This is a genomic window from Vibrio fortis (assembly GCF_024347475.1).
In the GTDB taxonomy this organism is placed as follows: Bacteria; Pseudomonadota; Gammaproteobacteria; order Enterobacterales; family Vibrionaceae; genus Vibrio; species Vibrio fortis.
In genome coordinates, this window is record NZ_AP025488.1 from 475887 (window position 1) to 496923 (window position 21037).

General features: G+C 43.6%; 20 protein-coding genes. 7 read left to right on the plus strand and 13 right to left on the minus strand.

What is annotated here, in order from left to right; all coding sequences use genetic code 11:
- Positions 1-32: 32 nt before the first annotated feature.
- The 10 genes from OCV50_RS16720 to OCV50_RS16765 form a co-directional block, all read right to left on the minus strand.
- Positions 33-656, minus strand: a complete 624-nt coding sequence (locus OCV50_RS16720) for a response regulator transcription factor (RefSeq protein ID WP_261904988.1) — start codon at positions 654-656, stop codon at positions 33-35.
- 143 nt (positions 657-799) lie between these two features.
- Entirely contained in the window at positions 800-3190 is a 2391-nt protein-coding gene (locus tag OCV50_RS16725) for a hypothetical protein (RefSeq protein WP_261904989.1), read from the minus strand.
- 21 nt (positions 3191-3211) lie between these two features.
- Entirely contained in the window at positions 3212-3871 is a 660-nt protein-coding gene (locus OCV50_RS16730) for a fimbrial biogenesis chaperone (protein ID WP_261904990.1), read from the minus strand.
- Positions 3872-3932: 61 nt separating this feature from the next.
- Positions 3933-4493, minus strand: coding sequence for a hypothetical protein (locus OCV50_RS16735; RefSeq protein ID WP_261904991.1), 561 nt, complete (start codon positions 4491-4493; stop codon positions 3933-3935).
- A 491-nt stretch (positions 4494-4984) separates the two neighbouring features.
- Complete coding sequence (locus tag OCV50_RS16740) at positions 4985-6856, minus strand: alpha-amylase family glycosyl hydrolase (RefSeq protein WP_261904992.1); 1872 nt, start codon at positions 6854-6856, stop codon at positions 4985-4987.
- 158 nt (positions 6857-7014) lie between these two features.
- Entirely contained in the window at positions 7015-8136 is a 1122-nt protein-coding gene (locus tag OCV50_RS16745; protein WP_261904993.1) for an ABC transporter ATP-binding protein, read from the minus strand.
- A gap of 168 nt (positions 8137-8304) precedes the next feature.
- Positions 8305-8787: a glycosidase gene (locus OCV50_RS16750; protein WP_261904994.1), complete on the minus strand. Its 483-nt coding sequence runs from the start codon at positions 8785-8787 to the stop codon at positions 8305-8307.
- Between the two features lie 26 nt (positions 8788-8813).
- Entirely contained in the window at positions 8814-9215 is a 402-nt protein-coding gene (locus tag OCV50_RS16755; protein ID WP_261904995.1) for a hypothetical protein, read from the minus strand.
- Positions 9216-9233: 18 nt separating this feature from the next.
- Positions 9234-10241, minus strand: a complete 1008-nt coding sequence (gene lpxD / locus OCV50_RS16760; protein ID WP_261904996.1) for a UDP-3-O-(3-hydroxymyristoyl)glucosamine N-acyltransferase — start codon at positions 10239-10241, stop codon at positions 9234-9236.
- A 21-nt stretch (positions 10242-10262) separates the two neighbouring features.
- Entirely contained in the window at positions 10263-11267 is a 1005-nt protein-coding gene (locus OCV50_RS16765; protein WP_261904997.1) for a porin, read from the minus strand.
- Positions 11268-11675: 408 nt separating this feature from the next.
- Here OCV50_RS16765 and OCV50_RS16770 point away from each other — a divergent pair, with 408 nt between their 5' ends.
- From OCV50_RS16770 to OCV50_RS16795, 6 genes are read left to right on the plus strand one after another with little or no spacing between them, the layout of a single operon-like run.
- Entirely contained in the window at positions 11676-12902 is a 1227-nt protein-coding gene (locus OCV50_RS16770) for a sugar ABC transporter substrate-binding protein (RefSeq protein ID WP_261904998.1), read from the plus strand.
- 10 nt (positions 12903-12912) lie between these two features.
- The gene (locus OCV50_RS16775) at positions 12913-14196 is read left to right on the plus strand and encodes a carbohydrate ABC transporter permease (protein ID WP_261904999.1); all 1284 of its coding nucleotides are present in this window, start codon (positions 12913-12915) and stop codon (positions 14194-14196) included.
- A 1-nt stretch (position 14197) separates the two neighbouring features.
- Positions 14198-15031, plus strand: a complete 834-nt coding sequence (locus tag OCV50_RS16780; protein ID WP_261905000.1) for a sugar ABC transporter permease — start codon at positions 14198-14200, stop codon at positions 15029-15031.
- A 17-nt stretch (positions 15032-15048) separates the two neighbouring features.
- A complete protein-coding gene (locus OCV50_RS16785; RefSeq protein ID WP_261905001.1) occupies positions 15049-16824 on the plus strand; it encodes a glycoside hydrolase family 13 protein in 1776 nt (591 codons plus the stop codon).
- A gap of 5 nt (positions 16825-16829) precedes the next feature.
- Complete coding sequence (locus OCV50_RS16790; RefSeq protein WP_261905002.1) at positions 16830-17747, plus strand: ROK family protein; 918 nt, start codon at positions 16830-16832, stop codon at positions 17745-17747.
- Between the two features lie 58 nt (positions 17748-17805).
- Positions 17806-18600 carry a TrmB family transcriptional regulator gene (locus OCV50_RS16795; RefSeq protein WP_239839506.1) on the plus strand — a complete coding sequence of 265 codons (795 nt, stop codon included), beginning with the start codon at positions 17806-17808 and terminating at the stop codon, positions 18598-18600.
- A gap of 69 nt (positions 18601-18669) precedes the next feature.
- Here the strand turns inward: OCV50_RS16795 and OCV50_RS16800 are convergent, their stop codons facing one another.
- The 3 genes from OCV50_RS16800 to OCV50_RS16810 all read right to left on the minus strand — a co-directional run bounded on the left by OCV50_RS16800 (position 18670) and on the right by OCV50_RS16810 (position 20340).
- On the minus strand, positions 18670-19167 hold the full coding sequence (locus tag OCV50_RS16800; RefSeq protein WP_261905003.1) for a hypothetical protein: 498 nt from the start codon (positions 19165-19167) through the stop codon (positions 18670-18672).
- A 78-nt stretch (positions 19168-19245) separates the two neighbouring features.
- Complete coding sequence (locus OCV50_RS16805; RefSeq protein WP_261905004.1) at positions 19246-19710, minus strand: ASCH domain-containing protein; 465 nt, start codon at positions 19708-19710, stop codon at positions 19246-19248.
- A gap of 96 nt (positions 19711-19806) precedes the next feature.
- Positions 19807-20340: a dihydrofolate reductase family protein gene (locus OCV50_RS16810; protein WP_261905005.1), complete on the minus strand. Its 534-nt coding sequence runs from the start codon at positions 20338-20340 to the stop codon at positions 19807-19809.
- A gap of 93 nt (positions 20341-20433) precedes the next feature.
- Between OCV50_RS16810 and OCV50_RS16815 the strand changes: the two genes are divergently transcribed.
- Positions 20434-21000: a TetR/AcrR family transcriptional regulator gene (locus OCV50_RS16815; RefSeq protein WP_261905006.1), complete on the plus strand. Its 567-nt coding sequence runs from the start codon at positions 20434-20436 to the stop codon at positions 20998-21000.
- The last annotated feature ends 37 nt before the right edge of the window (positions 21001-21037 follow it).

The following is a 21037-nucleotide window of genomic DNA, read 5'->3' on the forward strand; positions in this document are numbered from 1 at the left end:
GCGCAAACGGCTAGTTGTCAAAGAAAACCAAATTAATTTTGATTAGCAAATAAAACGGCTTCATTCCGGTTATGAACCCCAAGCTTTTGATAGATCTTGTGGACATGTGTTTTGACGGTACTTTCTGTGATAAATAACTTGTCGGCAATCGATTGATTGGAGTTACCTTCAGCGAGCTTTTTTAAGATTTGTTTTTCTCTATGAGTTAAGTATTGGATGCTATTGTCATACGATAATGATAACTCGCGATATCTATCGACCATTTTCTCTATCCACTCAATTGGGAACCACATTCCTCCATTTCCGACTCTTAATATCACGCCACTTAATTGGCTAATAGAGGTACCATTGTTTACTACGGCTCTTAATTGCCTTCTTCTCATAAGCTCTTCGCAGATCAAGCCTGTTGGAACATTGACAACTATAAGCTTCTGTTTTATCAAACTAATAAACTTTTGTTCTTCACTAGACATAGTAAACAACACATTAAAATCAAGTATTAAAATTTCACTGTGAATGCAAAATATTCTATCTATATCACTGGCTATACCAAAAGTTTCTAAATCAAATATGTCTATATTTCTTAATTCATTGATTAAACTTTGACTATAATTAACGTCTCTTGATAAAACGGTAGCAAATTGATTAACAGTCATAATTTCTCAATCCTTTGAATAATGTCACACATACCATTATGTTTTTTTTATGGGACTTGTTCCACACCCATATGGGGTATAATGCATAAAAAAAGTTGCATATGATGCTGTCTATTGAGTAACTCGTAACATCGTAAATATAATCAATCTTTAGTGCTGTTAGTTTGCAGCATTCCTAGATCAATAAATACATCATCAACAACTTGTGACTTCGATATATCAAGCTCAAAACCTTGTGCCGCACCATCGTAGAAGTAAACATAGTAATGTCCTTCTGGCAGGGTATCTAACTCAAAACTTCCCTCTTCATCAGTGAAGAAAGGGTAACTATCATTCGTTTCTTGATTTTGAAATTCGCCTACGATGTCAGCCAGTGGCTCTTGGTTTAAATTGTGCAAGAAACCACTAACAAAATAGCCTTTTATGATATCAAGCTCGTAGTGCGAACCTGTATATAGCCCCCCTTTTACAACGAATTCTTTTTGCTTCAACTCCTCATTGAAATCGAGGTTATCGCCATTTACTCTAATCAGTTTATAATTTTCATTAGGCACGGCCACAACTAATGTTGAACTGCCCCCATCTTCAACTGGCAATAGTTGTAAACGTTTATAGTCATCGTAGCTTAGGGCGTATTTGTCTTTGTATGCTTTGGGGATCGAGACAAGGTTGAAACTGCTCCCCAAAGGCGATGTCCACGCTACATGGTTTCCCGACCATGCTAGTCCGGTATCTGCACCTAAAGTGAGCGTTCTAGCAGTGTTATCGTTTGATTCATTGGTTGATGAATAACGAGCATTTAGATTGACTTTATCTAAGTACCATTTGCCGTATGCATCAAAGCCATCATAATTTTCGTCGACAAACTGGGCAGATGTTCGCCAGTAATAACTTGGATCGTATTTCGATGCCGATAGTGAGCTCTGGTATTCATCGTTTGTACTGTTGTATGACGTACTTGCTGAGACACTTTGCCCAAATATACTAAATGGTATAGAAACATTGGCGTAAAAGCTCCGATCTATAGTGTCGTTGTATCTTTGCCATCTGAGGTTCAAACTCGTCGAGAGACTGTTGTTAAAACGATAACTCGTATTCAGGGACGCACTCTGGCTAAGTGTCTGTTCATTGTTAAATTGATGCTGTAAAGCAAATGAGAGATAGCCATTTTCAAAGGGTGTTTCAACGCCCGATGAGAGCGAGATGGTCTGGGTGAGCGGGGTATCGTTATTGGTGCGATTAATCCCGTATGTCAATGACGTACTGGTTAGCCTGCCATAAAACAGCTCTTCACTGTAGAGCTGATTAGACAGGTCATAAGACTCATAGTCGTGGTAATTGTTATAACTGCCATCGAGTGATAGGAAATAGTCACCGATAGCAAAGCTTTGTTTTAAAGCGTAGTTTTCTCTCTCTTCGTGGATGGCAAAAGAGGGCGATAAGGTCCACCAATCGGTGAGCCCATAAGAGATGACGGCTTGGCCTGCCATCTTTTCAGTGTCGATGTCTTTGTCGCCATCATCTTCATACACCTGCTCCGCACCATAAACCCACTGGGTCTCTATATCACCTTTGAGCAATAGTTGCGGATGATCAATAAGGTTAAAGTAGCGTTTTTGCTCCACACCACTTTGGTCAATATAAGTCACTTCGACCTCGTTGACCCCTTGCTCTAGCGGAAGGTTGTTGAGGTTGTATTCCCCTGCTGCTAAACGCAGATTACGGTAGTCCTCGCCATTAATACGAATGGTGACTAGTGATGGCGTCTGTATGCTGATTGGCACAACATTAGGCGCACTGTACGTTTTGAGATAACTGGGCTGGTACGAATACGATAGACCAAACAACTCGCTGCTCGGCAATGACTCTACATCCGTTTCGTTGAGGTAGTCACCAAACTGTAAATAACCTGCGTTATTGGGCAAGTTAGCCATCAGACGTGTGCGGTCTCTTAGCCAATGGTCTTCATTGGTGAAATGGTTATAGGTATAGGTATAACCATCCTCAAATGTGACTGGACCAAAAGCAAAAAGCCCTCTTAGAGCGACTTGTGACGCCGAGTATTCAGTATCGATTAAATTGTGGCTGTGTGACCAATACGAATTGAGCAGACCACTGAATGTCGATGTCGGCGCCTGATACATCCCCGCAGGTGGGGTGTAAATCCCGGAATTGCCAAGCGGTATATCAATAGTCTTTTTGTCAGCGACAGGAACCCCAATCTGGACTACCAGCGTTCCGGCGTCATAGTGAGCTTCCCAACCTAGTTGTTTGAAGTCGTCTTGAGTGACCTTCCTATCGCTAAACACTCCTCGCAGTGTTTCGAGCCTTGAAGGCTTAAGTGACTCGATGAGTGTCGGCAGTAGTTCGTTGCCCTCCAATGCCCAGCTATCCTCTTGCTCATCATCAAGGTAGGCACTGATTTCCAGTTGCTTGTTGAGGATTTGCACATCTAGGGGGAACAACATCTCTTCCGACATCGCGAGATTTGGTAGTGCTCCTAACACTATGTAATAGGAGAATCGCATATCCATTGCAAACCACCTTTTCACTCATCAGTTGTATATGATTTCGACATCTTGGTTAACCGCTACCGTTTTGTTGAGTGGCAGCAGTACCTCTTTACCTGCAAGGATATTGATATTCGGTAGTTCATCTGGGTAGACGTTACCTTGACCAGTTAATTGCAATTTCCAGTCTTGTAATATGATGTGCCCATTACCTTGATTGTTTAGCGATAAATATGTATTGCCTTTATGTTCAAGAACGGATGGATTGAGATCAGCTTTGGCCTCTTTCGGTGTGACGTAAAATGCAGTGTTAAAATTGAACTTAGACTGTAAGCCTTGATCTTGCTCTTCAGAAACATCACGATCTAGTTGGGTAAAGATCACTCGATATGACTTCTCTATAGAAATATCTCTTTTCCCAAGATATAAAACTTTTACGCGCTTTTTCTCTAGTGGTTTTAAAATTACTTTCGATGGGAATATACGTAACTCTTTTGTTGGTATTCTTAACTCTTCACCATTTTTATTAAGATCTCTTTCTACCACGGTGACTTTATAAGCGGCGTTATTAGATGTCATATTCTCTAATGTGTAACTGGCAGACTTTTTTTTGACATCCATGCTTTGAGATAATGGTGATATCTTGAAATTGGCATAAGATGTTTGAGTAAACAATATTAATAGAATAAAAGTGAAATATTTCATGGCGGATGTCCCAGCAGCAACGAACAAAGGAGGACCGAAGCCCTCCATGATTTTTATTTTATTAAAGTGGTGTTAGGTCAAATGTTAGGGTTTCAGTATATTGACCTGCATATTCAAAATCACCAGGCGCTTTCATGATAACTCTGAATTTCGCAAGTCTGCCGTGGTTAGCTCCCCCTACCGCCATTGGTTGACCAGCCACGATATTACTAAAAGAAGTTGCTGCTGCATGGTTAAAATCCTCCGCGTTGCCAAACTCTAATGTATATGCAACGCTTGCACTCGAGCCGTTTGCATCTAACGCTTCGAGTTTGCCGTTTGTAGGAACCACTGCAACTGTATAACCTCCATTGGCGTTACACTTCACAGCACCAGTCATATACTGACCACTCGTCTTAAGGTCGTTGAGCTCGCTACTGACGAAATCACCATATCCAGTACCTAAAATTTGTGATAAATCACCACCAACAGAGCCATCATTATTGGTCGCGTAAAGACCAATATTACACTCTTGAGGGATATTTTTGGTAAGGGTAGTTGAAGCTGCTAAGTTATTATCTGCACTCGCTACGGTGCTGCCTAATGCTGCCAATACGGCAATTGCGATCGCTACTTTTTTCATAATGACTTTCCTTATGTCAATTTATATACTTGTTTCATTAGTATTAATGGAACATCTATATATTAGCGCTGGAAGCCTAGTATCTAAGTACCAATAAAGATTGATGATTATGGTAATTAATAAACTAAAGTATTAGAAAGCGTATAAACAAGGAAAGTACGAACGCATAAACTATTGCGAACTTTAATAGGATCGAAATAAAGTTATTGTGCCAATAAAATTTGGTTTGGCAGTATTTTATTGCATGTTATTGTTGAAATGTTAATGATTTTAATTCCTAATAACACTATTAATTTTAATAGTGCTTAGATTATATAATTAACTTGATATATCTTATTTTCTTAATGCCTTGTTGTCTATTTTATCTATATAACTTATTAAGTAGAATGATTTTATACATAATGATATTCATACCCAATAAAAAATCCCGCACAAAAGTGCAGGATTTTAGTGGTGTAGCGCCCTCTATGACATTAAGTCATCAATAGGGATCAGTTTTTAGTATGTAGAACAATCACTTCATTCTGATCAAGGTTGAATGTCGCACTGCCATTTGCAACCACGACTTGGTCGCCACCTAGTACGTTGTCGTATGTACCGTTTGCTAAACCAAGGTTGATGGCGTTGACTGAAGTAGAGTTGCCTAAGTTCATCGCTACTACAACGACATCGTCGCCTGCGTTACGTTCATAAACCAGTACATCGTTACTTATCCAACGCTCGATGTAAGCGCCTTGTTGGATTGCAAAGCTCTCTTTACGTAGTTTGCTGAGCTTTTTGATCATTTGATATGCCGGTGTTGTTTTGTCGAAACTCGGCATCATTTCACGGTTGTATGGGTCATTACCTTGCTGACCAAACCCATTGGTTGTGAAGTTTGCTGCGTAGTGCTCAGTACCATAGTAGATACATGGAATACCACGAGATGTCATGATCAAAGCCAAACCCAGCTCAACACGATCTTGAGCGAATGGTATACTTTGACGACCACCCCATTTGTCCTTACCTGGACCAAAGTTAGTCGCATCAGAACGCAGCACAGTAGATAGACGAGGTGCATCATGGTTATCTAAAAAGATTACCTGCCAATCACTACTTGTGAACTTCTGGTCTCTCAGTTTCATGTAGTTGTTAATAGCGTACATGCCAGTGCCGTTATGGTTCAGCAGCGCGTTTTCGATGGTATTTCTTAAACCAAAATCAAGCAGTGCAGAGCCTGATGTGTTCGCGAAGTCGATAGACGCAAAGTTTGAACCGGTCGCATCTGCACCGGAATCCATCCATTCACCAAAGAAGTAGAAGTCTTTTCCTTGGCTCTGTTTTGCATAGGCATTGATTTGACCAGTAAAGTCTTGGATAAACTCTTTGTCCATATGCTTAACCGCATCAATACGGATAGCGTCAACGCCTAAATCAACCCAGAATTTGGCACCGTCAATGAGGTATTGACGTGCTGGGCCGTCTTTTCTTTGGTCAAAGTCGGTTAGGTTAAATAGAGTCTTGTTACGAACCGCCCATGCATCATCCCATTCCCAGTTTTGGCCGTTAGCGGCGATTGCGCCGTTGCGGTGGTAATAGCCGCTGCTGTCGTTGTTGTAGTCGGCAAGACGAACGCCATTTTTATAAAGAGCGCCATATTCCCCTTCATCATCTGGGTTAGAGTGGTTAGGCGCATAATCCAGCACCAATTTCATGTCGTAGCTGTCCATTTTCGCTTTTAGCGCTTTAAAGTCGTCAACCGTACCTAAGTGTTCATCAACCATAAAGAAATCACGTCCCCAGTAACCGTGATAGCCAGCGCCGCCACGACTGTCTGGTACGTTAATGTTATCCGCTGGTGGCGTGATCCAAATGGCAGTGATGCCCATATCATGCAGGTAATCCAACTTTGCAGTGAGACCTTTTAAGTCGCCGCCGAAGTACTTTTTGAAATCTGACTTGTCAGCCGAGTACATGTTGGCACCAGTGGACGTATTATTGGTTGAGTCGCCATCATGGAAGCGGTCAAGAAATACGAAGTACATGGTTTCATCACGCATATCGAACGGAAGCTTTTCATGGACAATAACGGTGTTGGTGTCGTCGTAAAAGTTGATTTCATAGGTTTTGTTCGGATCGACAACGTAGTTATTGATCGGGTAGTTCTCTGACCAATCACCAAAACGATCGACTTTAAAACTCGGTGGGTTATTCGCATCGCCAGTATTGAACTTCTTAACAATTTGCCAGTGGTTCGGCTTGATCTTTACCATGGATTCGGATTGCCAATCATTGGCAGTGCCACGGAAATACGCTTGATTCCAATCTGCAGCGGCAGGTAAAGAAGCGAGCAATACTGAAAGAAGTACTATTTTGTTCTTCATGTTATCGTCCTGTTTCACTTATTAGATAAATTTAGGGTGCACAAAGCCGATCCAGATATTCTCTGAATTAGGCTTAATTATTGGGTTTTAATTTTTTGAAAATATAAGCCACCCCAACACATCAAATAAGAGGCAGCTTTTGTTTAGCGATTAGGCACTTACAGCGTTAGGTTCTGCTCTGTTTCTGCATCGAAAATATGGCAGAAAGCAGAATCAAAATTAAAGCGAATATTCTTACCAATATCTGATGTGGATATAGTTTGGTTATTAACTCGCGCCACCACCTCATTTTCACCAATTCTGAAGTAGAGGTATTTTTCATTACCTAAGTTCTCTACAACGGTGAGTTCACCGTCGTGTACATTGATGGTCTCGTGCTCGCTTGCGAGATTGATGTGTTCCGGGCGAATCCCCAGACACACGGGTTTATCAATGTGATTAAGAAGTTTTTGTTGCTTGTCTTTTGGAATGATAATGCGCGCGCCTGGAGCGAGCTCAACATAAACATCTTCGCCCAGTTGACATAGCTTGGTGTTGATAAGGTTCATCGCAGGAGAACCAATAAAACCAGCGACAAACTTGTTTTCTGGGTAGTTGTATAAGTTGGCTGGCGTATCCACTTGCATGATGTTGCCTTGGTTGAGAACGCAGATACGATCGCCCAACGTTAACGCTTCTGTTTGGTCGTGCGTTACGTAGATCATGGTCGCTGGGTTGCCTTCTTCTTTCAACGATTGGTGCAACTGTGCAATCTTAACGCGCATAGAAACACGCAGTTTGGCGTCTAAGTTAGATAAAGGTTCATCGAATAGGAAAACATCGGGCTTACGTACAATGGCACGACCTACCGCAACACGCTGACGCTGACCACCTGACATCTCTTTTGGTTTACGGTAAAGCAAGTCCGTAATCTCAAGCTTTTCAGCGGCTTCTTCAACGCGCTTTTTGATTTCGTCTTTTGGTCGCTTCTGCATTTTGAGGCCAAAAGCCATGTTGTCGAATACGGTTTTGTGCGGATAAAGGGCGTAGTTTTGAAACACCATCGCGATGCCACGATCTTTCGGAGGGAGATCATTCACCACTTTGCTGCCGATACGAATATCACCACCAGAGATGCTCTCTAGGCCCGCAATCATTCGCAAAGTTGTTGATTTTGCGCAGCCTGATGGGCCGACAAATACCATGAACTCACCTTCATGAATGTCTAGATCAATGCCATGCACAGCTTTGAAGCCATTGTCATACTCTTTTTCTACTTTGCGTAGGCTAACTGTTGCCATTTGATACTCCGCATAGGGTTATACAATCAAGTGATGTAGCATATTGATTCACATGATTTTATTAGATTAAAACTGTTGATTCAGAAAGGCGTTTTCGGCTGACAGCGACTTGCTCAATGAACAGAGATAGAGAGCGAATATGGGCGATTCGCTCCCTCAATTTTGTAATTACTTACACGCTTTTAGCAGAGCTCGGACTGGCTTTTTGTCTTGTCCGATTTCAATGCTCCATAGGTACTTTCCATCCTCAGGAATAGCAACGGTGGTGTTCTTTGCGAAGCCGCCTCGTTTGAGCTCTTTCTCGTACCCTGCAACCATCTCTTTACCCGCCGCAGTAAACTGTGGATTCCAACTCATGGTGGCAAACTGTAAGCTGACATTACCGGCCTTCTCTTCACTTACGACTTGGTAGATACCGTTGCCTTTGTGAGACATTTGACGGTTTTCCATGTGCATCCATTGGCCATCAGGGAATGTACCAACAACATAGAGTGACGGTTTAATCGGGCCACGCTCTTCAACACTTGGTAGGTTACAGTCAGCAAAAGGACCGGTAGCCATAGCTTGTGCACCTTCAGTGCTGTCTGATGTGCTAGCACATCCCATGAGTGCTGATGAGAGCAGGGCAGTAAGCAGCAAAGTACGTTTCATCGTCAATTTCCTTTATCTTATTCGCGTTATATTGTTAAGTTTCGACTGGTTTCATAATCGAAAATATGACCAAAATAGGTATCGAAATTAATGCGAAAAGACTTTCCGATATCACTTTGGCTAATTAATCTTTTTGTTCTGAATAGTATTTCTTTGTGACCAATGGCTAACAGGATTTCAAAGCTGTTATCGGTCTTTCTATAATCGATGAGTTGACCGTTGATGGTATTAAGCTGCTCGTTGTCTTCTGCTAAATAGACAAAATCAGGTCGAATACCAAAATAAACTTTTTCATCGACGTATGAGGACAGGCACGCTTGCTGCTGCTCGGGTATATTCAATGATGTACCCGGTTCGAGCTCGATATACAGTTCTTTGGTATTTGATCTAATGTAAGCATCGACCATGTTCATGGCTCTGTCCGTCATTGCTAATTCTCGCTAACGTTACAAGCTAAACAAACGTGCGATAAACCCCTTCGATTTGGTCGGAGTCTTCGCTTTATCTGGGTTTGATTTTTTGTTTGTTAGCTTGTTGAGTGTTGCCAGGTTTTTGTAGTAGCTGCGAGCATCCTTTGCTGGGTATCCGAAGATATCGCTATGCGCAGGGAAAGAGTGGCTCACGCCTGATTTTGCTTTGATGACCGAGTTCTTTCCGATGGTTAGGTGCCCAGCGGTGCCTGCTTGACCATGCACGATCACGTTGTCTTCCAACGTGGTGTGTCCAGCGAAGCCTGTTTGCGATACCAATAGGCAATGCTGACCAATTTTACAGTCATGGCCAATTTGAACTAAGTTATCGATTTTGGTACCTCGACCAATTACGGTATTACCGAGCGTGCCTCGGTCGATGGTGTTGTTGCATCCAATTTCTACGTCGTCTTCGATAATGACGCGGCCAATACTCTCTACGCGCTGGTATCGAGTCTGTTTACCTGTCATATATTCAAAGCTGTAGTTGCCAATGGAGTTGTTCGAATCAATCGTGACATTGTTGCCGATGATGGTGCCTTCTTTGATCACGGTATTGGCATGGATTGCCACGTTGTCGCCAATGGTGACGCCATTCATGATCTTCACACCAGGCATAAAGTGGCAGTTGTCTCCGATTTGACAGTGCTTACCAATGTATACATCTGGGATATCAGAGGTATTGCCTTGATCAAACAGTTGGTACTTATGCACCTTGTAAAAGCGCATCAGTTGGTTGAGTTTATCGGCATCCAACTCATCAATAACGATTTTGGTTTTTGCCGATGACTCAAGAATCGCTCGTGGTCCAATAATCACATCCGCTAAAGTTTCAGAAATGCCTTTGAGATCGGATTTGGCAAATACAATCGCAAGCCCACCTTTTTCATCGCTTGAAACCGGACGAATCAACGATATTTCTACCGTGTTATCACCAACGATTTCTCCACCAACGACCTGAGCTATTTCTGAAACTTTGAGCATATTATTCGACCTATCAATTAGTTAGAAGCGATATAGAGCTTGTAAGAATAGTGTGTTCTGTTCAACTACTTTTTCGTCACCAGCCAATTGTGCAGAGTTCGACGTCTCAGTATCTTTCGCCCATTCGTATTCCGCTTTCATTAGCCAGTCTTCACCCACGGCTTGTTCGTAGCCGATGGTCGCTTTACGAATGTCTTTGAAGTAGTCGTCGTTGCTGCCGATGCCGTTGGTTTCGTTTTCACCGATACGAGCTCGAACATACATGGTGCCGGCATCATCAAAGCTGTATTGAACAATCGGTTCCACATACTTCTCAGTGAAATCGCTGACTTTAGTGCCGTTTCTCTCGTTCTCTTTGATTTGGTAGAAGAACTCAACACCCAGCTCCCAGTTACCTAAGCGCTTGTATGGTTTGAACAGTAGGCTATAGCCTTCCTCTTTAGTTTTGCCCCACTCACTCTTATCTTCATCATTTAGTAGATACTCGAGGTTAGAGTAGAAACCCGCACCGAAGTCATTGCTCCAGTAGGTGAGGTAAGGCCTAAAGCTATGTTCAACGGTAGTATGTCGTAAACCGTTTGTACCCGATGTGCTGTAGATCTGACTGCGTGAGTATTCGATGTCATAAACCGTACCTACTCCCCAGCCTGAACCAAAGTTGAAGCCTTTATCAAGAGACAGTAGGTGAATGTAACCATCTTCAGTTTCGCTGTATCCCGATTGCTCTTTTTTACGATCTTCCAGCTTAAAAGCGTAAAGGGTCGAGAAGTTCCACTTTGAGTTTCGGTAGAACAGGCTCACCACTTCATGTGTACGCGTCTGCTCAGTTATTTCAGCTGCGCCCCACAGAGCCCAGTTAGTCGTCGTTTTGTATTCATACTCAACAGACGACCCAACATGCCCACCAAAGTTCAAAGCGTCATCAAAAAAGGTGTCTTCAGGAGCAAAGCCTCGATCGCTAGCAAAAGCAGTGGTACTCACAAGCAAGGTGTTGGCTATCACTACAGACAATAATGTTCGTTTCACAGTATTTCCTTATTATTCCGGCATTGGATTTATTTCGATAATTCTGGCCATGAATTTAGTAGTTCACGTTGAACGCCTAATTATTGTTCTTTATTTATTTTTATTTTTCTTCCTATAGAAATTGGTTATGTGATCTCGCTCACTCTCATGGGTGGATTTTATTGATCATCATCACGAATAGTATTGTTTTCATCGATATAGCTATCAGAATGAGCTTATTTCTTGCTGTTAAGCCTGATTCAGACTGGTGTTATATATAATCATGCGTATGGTTAGTAATTACGCATTTATGGTGATCTAAGTCACAAAGGTGGTTCTGATTTGAACAAATCGTATTGACTTGTTTAGGGCGAGATATAACCTAGTAGTATCTTATGGACTACTAAATTTAACTTGTGCGGTGTGAGTATGAAAGAAAAGCTATTTAGAACAACGCTATTGGCCTCGCTATTGATGTCTGGGTTGGCTAGCGCTGAAGAGATAACACCAGAGAAGGGTGCCGAACTACTCATTTGGACGGATAAAACGACCGTTGAATACATGGAGTATGCAGCAGACTCTTTTAATCAAGAGTTCGGTTACGATGTCGACTTTTCGTTTCGTGGACTCGCACCTATCGATTCTGCTTCTCGTTTAATTCAGGACGGTGGCTCAGCTCGAGTGGCTGATGTGGCAGAAATTGAGCACGATTTGCTGGGACGTTTGGTTGTTGCGGGTGGGGCCATGGAGAACCTGGTTTCTTCAGAGCGCATTGATAGCACGTTTATGCAAAATGCCATCAGCGCTTCTAAGTCTGAAGGTGTGAGCTATGGTTTTCCTGTTAGCTTTGCCACTACAGCACTTTTCTATAACAAAGACTTGCTTCCGAAAGCTCCAGAGAGTTTTGAGGAGATTATTGAGTTTTCGAAATCATTCAATAATAAGCAAGAACACAAGTATGCATTGCTTTGGGATATCCAAAACTACTACGAGTCGCGCATGTTTGTAACTTTGTATGGTGCGTACGAGTTTGGTAATAACGGCACCGACGCGAAAGATATCGGCATTGACTCAGAGGAAGCTCAAAAAGGGTTAGAGGCAATGAAAAGCCTTCGCGTAGCAAACAGTTCTAACCCAATTGATATGCGCAACCCGCAAGTTCGCCGCGGCCTTTTTGGTGAGGGTAAAGTAGCAGCGATTATTGATGGCCCATGGGCGATTCAAGGTTACAAAGATTCTGGTGTGAATTTTGGTGTTGTACCAATGCCAAAACTGGAAGGCCAACAGCCACGTACCTTCTCAACCGTTCGACTTGCAGTGGTCTCTTCTTACACCGAGTATCCAAAAGCGGCTCAATTGTTTGCCGACTACCTATCAACAGAAACCATGCTGAAGAAGCGTTACCAAATGACTCAATCGATTCCACCCGTTCAATCGGTGATGGAAGAGATCATTGTTAATGCGGATGAAGCGACTTACGCGATCATCACTCAAGGTTTCTACTCTGATGCGATGCCTTCATTACCGGAGATGGGCTTTATTTGGTCACCAATGGCCAGCGCAATTACCGACTTGTGGGTAAATGATAAGTCACCAAAAGCTGTTCTTGACCGCGCTCGTTCAATTATTGCTGAACAGATTGAACTACAAGAGTAGAAGAGGACCTATGTTGTTATCTGAGACTAAGGCAGCTCCTAAGTTGCCTGCTGCTCTCCTTGTCATGGGGAGCACACAGATCTTAAAGGGACACTGGTTGAAAGGCGGGATTTTTCTCGCCATCCAACTGATTACGTTGTTTATTTTCCCTGAAATTGTGGAGTCGTTAAAAGGCCTTGTGACTTTGGGTGACGTTGCTCAAGTACGTAAAGGCTTTACCATCACACAAGGCGATAACTCAATCTTTATGTTGGTTGAGGGTGTGATTGCGCTGCTCTACTCATTCTTGTTTATCTGCTTGTACGTATCGAATGTGCGCGATGCACAACTGACTCAGCCGTCAAAACTGTCTCTTAGTGAACAACTGAAAGATATCTATGATCGCAAGTTTGCGTTCATTATGTTGTCGCCTGCGTTTATCGCGAGCATCGCATTTATCATCATGCCGATCATTATTACAGTGATGGTGTCTTTTACCAACTATTCCGCACCTCATCACATCCCGCCGAAGAACTTGGTCGATTGGGTTGGGTTTAAGAACTTCTTTGCGCTGTTTGAGCTGAAGATCTGGTCGAGTACATTCTTCGGTGTCGCTTCATGGACAGTAATGTGGGCATTCTTCGCAACGGTCTGTACCTGTGGCTTCGGCTTTTTGCTGGCGCTGGCACTGCAGAACAAGAAGATAAAGGCGAAAAAAGCGTGGCGCTTTGTCTTCATTCTTCCTTACGCGATTCCTGCTTTTGTCACTCTCTTGATGTTCCGTTTGCTACTAAACGGCATTGGTCCAGTGAATGCAGCGCTGAACAGCTGGGGCTTTGATTCTGTCGCTTTCTTGTCTGATCCCTTTATTGCCAAGATCACAGTGATTGCGGTGAGTGTATGGGTCGGTGCACCTTACTTCATGCTGCTGATTGCAGGGGCATTAACCAATATTCCTGAAGACCTATACGAAGCAAGTGAAGTGGATGGCGCGAGCAAGTTCCAACAGTTCTGGGAAATCACCTTGCCGATGGTGCTTCACCAAGTTGCGCCATCTTTGGTGATGACGTTTGCCCATAACTTCAACAACTTCGGAGCGATTTTCCTACTGACCGAGGGTGGACCAATTAACCCTGAATATCGCTTTGCAGGGCACACCGATATCTTGATTACTTGGATCTACAAGCTGACTCTCGACTTCCAGCAATATCAAATCGCGTCAGTTATCTCAATTGTGATCTTCTTGTTCTTGTCGGTTATCGCGATTTGGCAATTCCGCCGCATGAACTCATTTAAAGACGATGTAGGTATGTAAGATGGATAAGTTTATTGGCAAAGTTGGGACCGTAATTGTTTATCTGTTCTTAACGGCAAATGCACTGCTGGTTCTTGGCCCGGTTATTTGGACAGTACTTGCATCGTTCAAGGTCGGTAACAACCTTTTCAGCTCTTCGTTTACAGGCATTGAGTTTACTTTGGACCACTACCGCGCGCTGTTCAACGATACGCCGTATTTTGAGTGGTACAAAAACACGTTTTTCTTGGCAACCGCCAACATGATTATCTCCTTGGTTGTGGTCACACTCTCGGCGTTTATCTTCTCTCGTTACCGTTTCAACGGTAAGCGAAACATCATGATGAGCATCTTGGTACTTCAGATGTTCCCGGCTTTCCTATCGATGACAGCGATCTACATTTTGCTCTCAAAAATGGGGCTGATTGATACCTACGCTGGGCTGTTGTTTGTTTATGTCACAGGCTCTCTGCCATTCATGATTTGGCTGGTTAAGGGTTACTTCGATGCGATTCCAACATCGCTTGATGAAGCAGCGAAGATTGATGGTGCAGGGCATATGACTATCTTCTTGGAGATCATCCTTCCTCTTGCCAAGCCTATCTTGGTGTTTGTTGGCTTGGTGTCGTTCACAGGCCCTTGGATGGACTTCATATTGCCAACCCTGATTTTAAGAAGTGAAGAGAAGATGACACTGGCTATCGGTATCTTTAGCTGGATCTCATCGAACTCAGCAGAAAACTTCACTCTGTTTGCAGCAGGTTCTCTATTGGTAGCCGTGCCAATCACCTTGTTGTTTGTTGCAACACAAAAACACATTACAACCGGCCTCGTCAGCGGTGCAGTAAAAGAATAAAAAGCTAGGAATACATAATGATTACAAAAAGTGCGCTTACACACTCGGCAAAGAGTGCGGATAGTTACGCCTACGATAATGAGACATTGCATCTGAGATTACGTAGTGCAAAAGGCGAAATTGAGCGTGTCGCTCTATGGATAGGTGACCCTTACCACTGGGCTGAAGGCGGTTTAGATGGCGGTAACTTGGGTGGCAGTGACGCTCACGGTTGGGTTGGAGGCAACGAAGTCCCGATGAGCCACGAGGGTGAAACGGAGCACCACGATCATTGGTTTGCGGCTTTCAAGCCACCTAAGCGTCGTAGCCGATATGGATTCATCCTTTATGGTAAAGATGGTGAGAAAATCTTGTTTGGTGAGAAGCGTTGTGCAGACCTTTCGGATCCAAGCAAAGCAGAAGTGGAGCTGAGCAATCTCAGTAACTTTTTCTGTTTTCCATACATCAACCCGCGCGACGTTTTAAAAACGCCAGACTGGGTGAGAGATACGATTTGGTATCAGATTTTCCCAGAACGTTTTGCCAACGGTAGACCGGATATTTCGCCGGCTAACGTACAGCCGTGGGGAACAGAACCAAAATCCGATAATTTCATGGGCGGTGATTTATGGGGAGTGATTGAGAAGCTCGATTACTTGCAAGACTTAGGCGTGAATGGCTTGTACTTGTGCCCAATCTTTACCGCCAATGCCAACCACAAATATGACACAGTTGATTACTACAACGTTGACCCTCACTTCGGTGGCAACGAGGCGTTTAAAGCGTTAGTTGAAGCGGCTCATCAGCGTGGCATGAAGGTGATGTTGGATGCGGTCTTTAATCATATCGGCGCTCAATCACCACTTTGGTTAGATGTTGTCGAGAAAGGTAAAAAATCCAAATACGCCGATTGGTTCTGGGTCAATCAGTTCCCAGTCTACCCTGATACGCCCAAAGATCAGTGGGACTTCTGGAACCTCAACTACGAAACCTTCGGCAATGTTGCAGAGATGCCAAAACTCAACACAGAGAACGAAGCGTGTCGTGCTTATCTGCTTGATGTCGCGCGCTATTGGGTTGAAGAGTTCAAGATTGATGGCTGGCGCTTAGATGTTGCAAACGAAGTCGACCATGCCTTTTGGCGTGACTTTCGCACCGTTATCAAAGGCATCAATCCGGATTGCTATATTCTGGGTGAGATTTGGCACGAAGGGATGCCTTGGCTACGAGGTGACCAGTACGATTCATTGATGAACTACCCATTAACTCAAGCGATTACCGACTACTTTGCTCTGTCTGCGATGGATAAAGATGGCTTTAAAAACGCGGTTAATACGTCGTATCTGGCTTATCCGAGAAACGTTAATGAAGCGATGTTTAACCTGCTCGATAGCCACGACACGACACGTATTTTATCTCTGTGTCAGGGTGATAAGCGTCGAGCCAAGTTAGCTTACTTGTTCATGTTCACTCAGGTGGGCGCACCATGTATTTACTACGGTGGTGAAGTTGGCATGGATGGCGGGCGTAGCATGGGCAGCGAGAATAACCGCAAGTGTATGGAGTGGGATGAAAGCAACCACGACTTAGACTTTAAGCGCTTTATTCAGCAACTTATCGCCATGAGAAAGAACAACCCAGAGTTTAATCAGCCAAATCTGGAGTGGGTTCCAGTTCATGATGAAAACTGTATCGCGTACCGACGCTCTGATTATTTGTTCATTCTCAACAATAGTGACCAATCTAAGTTGGTTGAGTTGGACGGGCAAGTTTATGCGCTTGATGCGTTTGGTTACGTGATTGAGAAAGCGTAACGCACATGAGTGACTCTGTTGTTATGGGGATCTCTATTGATCCCCAATCCATCCATTCTGTTACGAACACCTCCTCAGGGCGAGAGGTGTATCGTAATGTCCAAAACTGTCCGGATGACTCACCCAAATTATTGGAGTGCTTGAAGCAGTTAGTCTCAAGTACGGTTTGGCGATTCGGGAAGATAACAACAGTCGTCATTAGTGTATGTGAGCACCTACATACCTTTCGTGGCAGCAGTAACAATAGGTTGTCACTCGTAAATGCAGCTCAGCTAGCCATAGACTTAAGCAACCATTTTGGCTTTGATTGCTCGATAGTGAATGCTTCACAAGCGGGCTTCGCTTCGGATAGCAACTTGCTTAATGCTGTCGACGGCGCGGCTTTGAGTGTGTCGCTCGATGTAGGCTGTAGCTTAAGTTTCTATAAAAATGGCAAGTGGTCTGCACAATCACTGTGTCGCCATTGGGCGCACTCACCACTGCCAGATTTTCAGTGGCTGATTGATGGTTTGACGCCGGTATGTCGCTGCGGTCGAGAGGCGTGTATCGAGCAGTTTTTATCGATAGAAGGCATTGAGCGTCAATATCACCAGGTGGTGCTTCAAGACAAATCCTTGGCGGATATCTTCTCAGGTGTGGAGGAGGCAGATACCCATTCGACTCGGGTGTACCGAGCCTTTATCGATCAGTTGGCGCGTAGCTTATTGTCGCCGATTGAGGAATTAGCGCCCAAGCAGCTCGTTCTTTCTGGATTCGCAACCGCATACCCTTCGCTCAACAAAGAGCTCAAGGTTGCCTTGTCTCGGTATCACTCATCAGAATCGCTACCTGTCATTATTCAAAACTCACAGGATAGCTTTGTATTTGCCTACGGTGCGGCTCTCATGGCAATAAAAAATAACAACAATCATTTACGCTCATAGTTGCAGTAATGGTAATCTTAGCAGGAAGAAAGTATTGAATAGTTTCAGAGGACAACCCGTGTCAGAGTTAGTGATCAAATTAATGGATTTTGGATTCACCAAAACCGATGCACTTGTTTACATTAATTTGCTTAAGAATGGTCGTGCGAGTGGGTATAAGATTGCTAAAGAGATCGCTCTTTCTCGCTCATCAGTCTACTCGTCGATTGATAATCTATATACCAATGGCTACATCTTTATGTCTGATGGCGATACCAAAGAGTATGAAGCCAAGTCACCAGAGTTGATCTTTAGCCAAATCGAAAAAAAGACCGTTGAAAATATCAATATTCTCAAGACTGAACTATCAAAGATGATGCTTCAAGAAGAGAAGGAGTTCGTCTACAACCTAACTGGGTTCGAAAACCTTCTTCAGAAAGCGAAAGAGATCATCAATCAAGCGAATTTAGAAATTTACCTCAATACGGATTTCAATTTAAACCTGTTCGAAAAAGAGTTGTGTGACGCGATTGAACGTGGTGTTCGAGTGATAGGCTTTTCGTTCAATAAGATGGCTAAGCCACACGAAAAAATTGAGCTCTACTCGCGTTCTGAGAACGAAGAGACAGAATACCCTTCACACCGATTTATGTGTGTTGCCGATATGAAGTTGGCACTGATGTTCTCTCACCGTGAAGAAACTCTAGGCTTGTATTCGAATAACCGACTGATTGTTAAGATGATTGCTGAGCACATTCACAGCGATATTTATCTTACGGAATATGAGCGCCTAGAGCCTGAAAAGCGAGTTCGTGTTAATACCATCCACGAACAACACAACTCGATGGTTCTGGATGACCTAAAGAAACAATAATTGAAAAGCCGCGTATCCACGCGGCTTTTTTTGGCAAGGTATTTTAGGACGAGATACTGATTTAAGCGGCTAAAACCCACCCGCCCATGCATCGAAGTCGTCGATGTTTTGCAGCTCTTCTTTGCTTCTGGGTGCAGGATAGTAGGGTAGGGCTAACCTAACTTCTGAAGGCTGCAGTTCCCAATCTGGCGTCATTTTCAAACGTTTTAATTCGCCTTCTAGTCTTACGAACATGTAGTAGCCATCGGCGTGCGTATTGGCATAACTGGCAACGGTGGCGATTTCGCCACTCGGAAGCTTCACATCACGACCAAGAGGATAGAGTTGATGAAGGGCAAAGCTCACCTTAGGATCTTGCAGCTTTCCTTGCTTAAATCGTTCTAAACCTATAGCGGTGGAGGTGGTACGAGGCTTCCATCCCGTGAGAAACAGACCGCTTAACGTATCTTTGAATGGCTTACCTTTGCGAAGACCTTCATTGCTGATGAACTGAACCAGCAGTGAATCTCCAGATTCTTCCAGTATTTCAAGAAATTGTTCACCAGTTCGATCGACAAGAAGCTTCATAAGGGCAGTACCATTTGAGAGATGTGCTCCAAATGGTACTGATAAAATAGTGAATTTAACAGTGCATCGTGTTGTTATTTATTGATATACCACATGGAAACGCTCAAGAACCAACATCATATCTTGCTGAGGTTCAATCTTGAGCTCATCACACTCTTTCGAAAAGAAATTCCAATGCGCTTCTCTCCACCATTCTAAAGACAGGTCACCTTCACCTTCTGCCTTGGCAAATTCTGCGGTTACTGCGTTGTAAGGGCATTGAGTAACGGTGTCTATTTCAATAATGCAGATCGGATTGCCATGCCAATCGGTCACCACCTGCAGGTGACCAACGGTAGGCATCGGCTCTTCTCCAGACTCATACCAATAGGCCATGCTGCAAGTTGCGGTTTTCTTACCCTGTTTAATAAGTTCTGCGCACAAATTGGCATTGTATTCGTCGCCGCAGAAATAGTCGGAGCTGAAAGATTGGTACTTGAGACGTGTCTGTTCTGAGAGCGAATTGAGAAATTTGTCTAAATAGCGTTGTGATTTGTCGTCCATGAGAGCCCACTGGTTTGAGGTGAATACGTTATGTATGATTTCACGTAGAGTACCACAACTCAGTTAGGCTCAAATAACCTTATTTATTTCAGAGTGTTAGCGCTTTCTGATGAACTGACTCTGTACAATTTGCCCCAAATAAGTCTCACTGTTTTTCAACTCAAAATGGAGGGGAGATGTAAGCTCACCAAACAGTGGAGAGCCACCACCAAGTAGAATAGGAATGGTGGTGATGATCATCTCATCAATCAGATCTTCTTTTAAGAAGCTCTGAATCGTCACACCGCCATCAATGTAGAGATCCTTTAATCCCTGTTTATTGAGATCGCTGACGATGGTGCTGAGTTCTCCTTTCACCAAGAACACTTTACCCTCAAGTTCAGTAGGCACTTCCGTGAGTGTGTTGCTAAGTACATACACAGGCTTGGTATAAGGCCAGTCAATGCCAAAACTCAGAACGATGTCCATTGTATTACGGCCCATAACGAGAGCGTCCACACGTTCCATTAGCGCGTTATAACCTAAGTCATCATTGTCTGGGTTAGGAACGGATTGTAGCCAATCTAGGCCACCTTCTTTGTCTGCGATATACCCATCAAGGCTGGCTGCAATAAACACGATGTTCGACATCTTTTACTCCAAATCTAGGCCAGAGCTTGGCTTCTTGTTAAAGATAAATTAAAATATTCTACAGTGTAGAATTAAAGTTTATGGAGAGATCCCATGAGTGTCAAGGATCAAAAACGTGGTCGTCCAAAAGTGGGGGATCGTCAGCTCAGTGCCGAGGGGATTTTAGCTACGGCCAAAGTGATGATGCGAGAAGGCGGCAAGATCCCGAGCATTCGTGCGCTCGCGACCCAACTGGGTGTGGATGCAATGGCCATCTATCACTACTTCAAAAACAAGAGTGAGTTGCTTGAAGCGATTACAGTCTCACTGATGCAAGAGATCGTGGAGCCTGATGATCGGCTTGATTGGAAAGACAACATTTATCGACTGAGTACCAGTTACTTAACGATTCTAAATGATCACCCAGGGTTGCTAGAGACGCTCCTAACGATGAAGTCATTAAGCCCAGTAGAGGTGTTTAGCCAACGATTTGAAGCATCGATAGCATCTCTTAATTTGTCGGAAGAACAGAGAAACACCGCCCGAGATTTGTTGGTCGACTATCTTCACGGCTACGCACTGGCGCTGAACTGTAACCCAGACCGAACCGAGTTAACCGCCGAAATGATAGAGAAACCAATGGAGCTTTATTACTTAGCTTTGCTGGCTCTAAACAAATAGTCATTTCTGCAATGACTGCTTTGCTTGTACTAGGCTT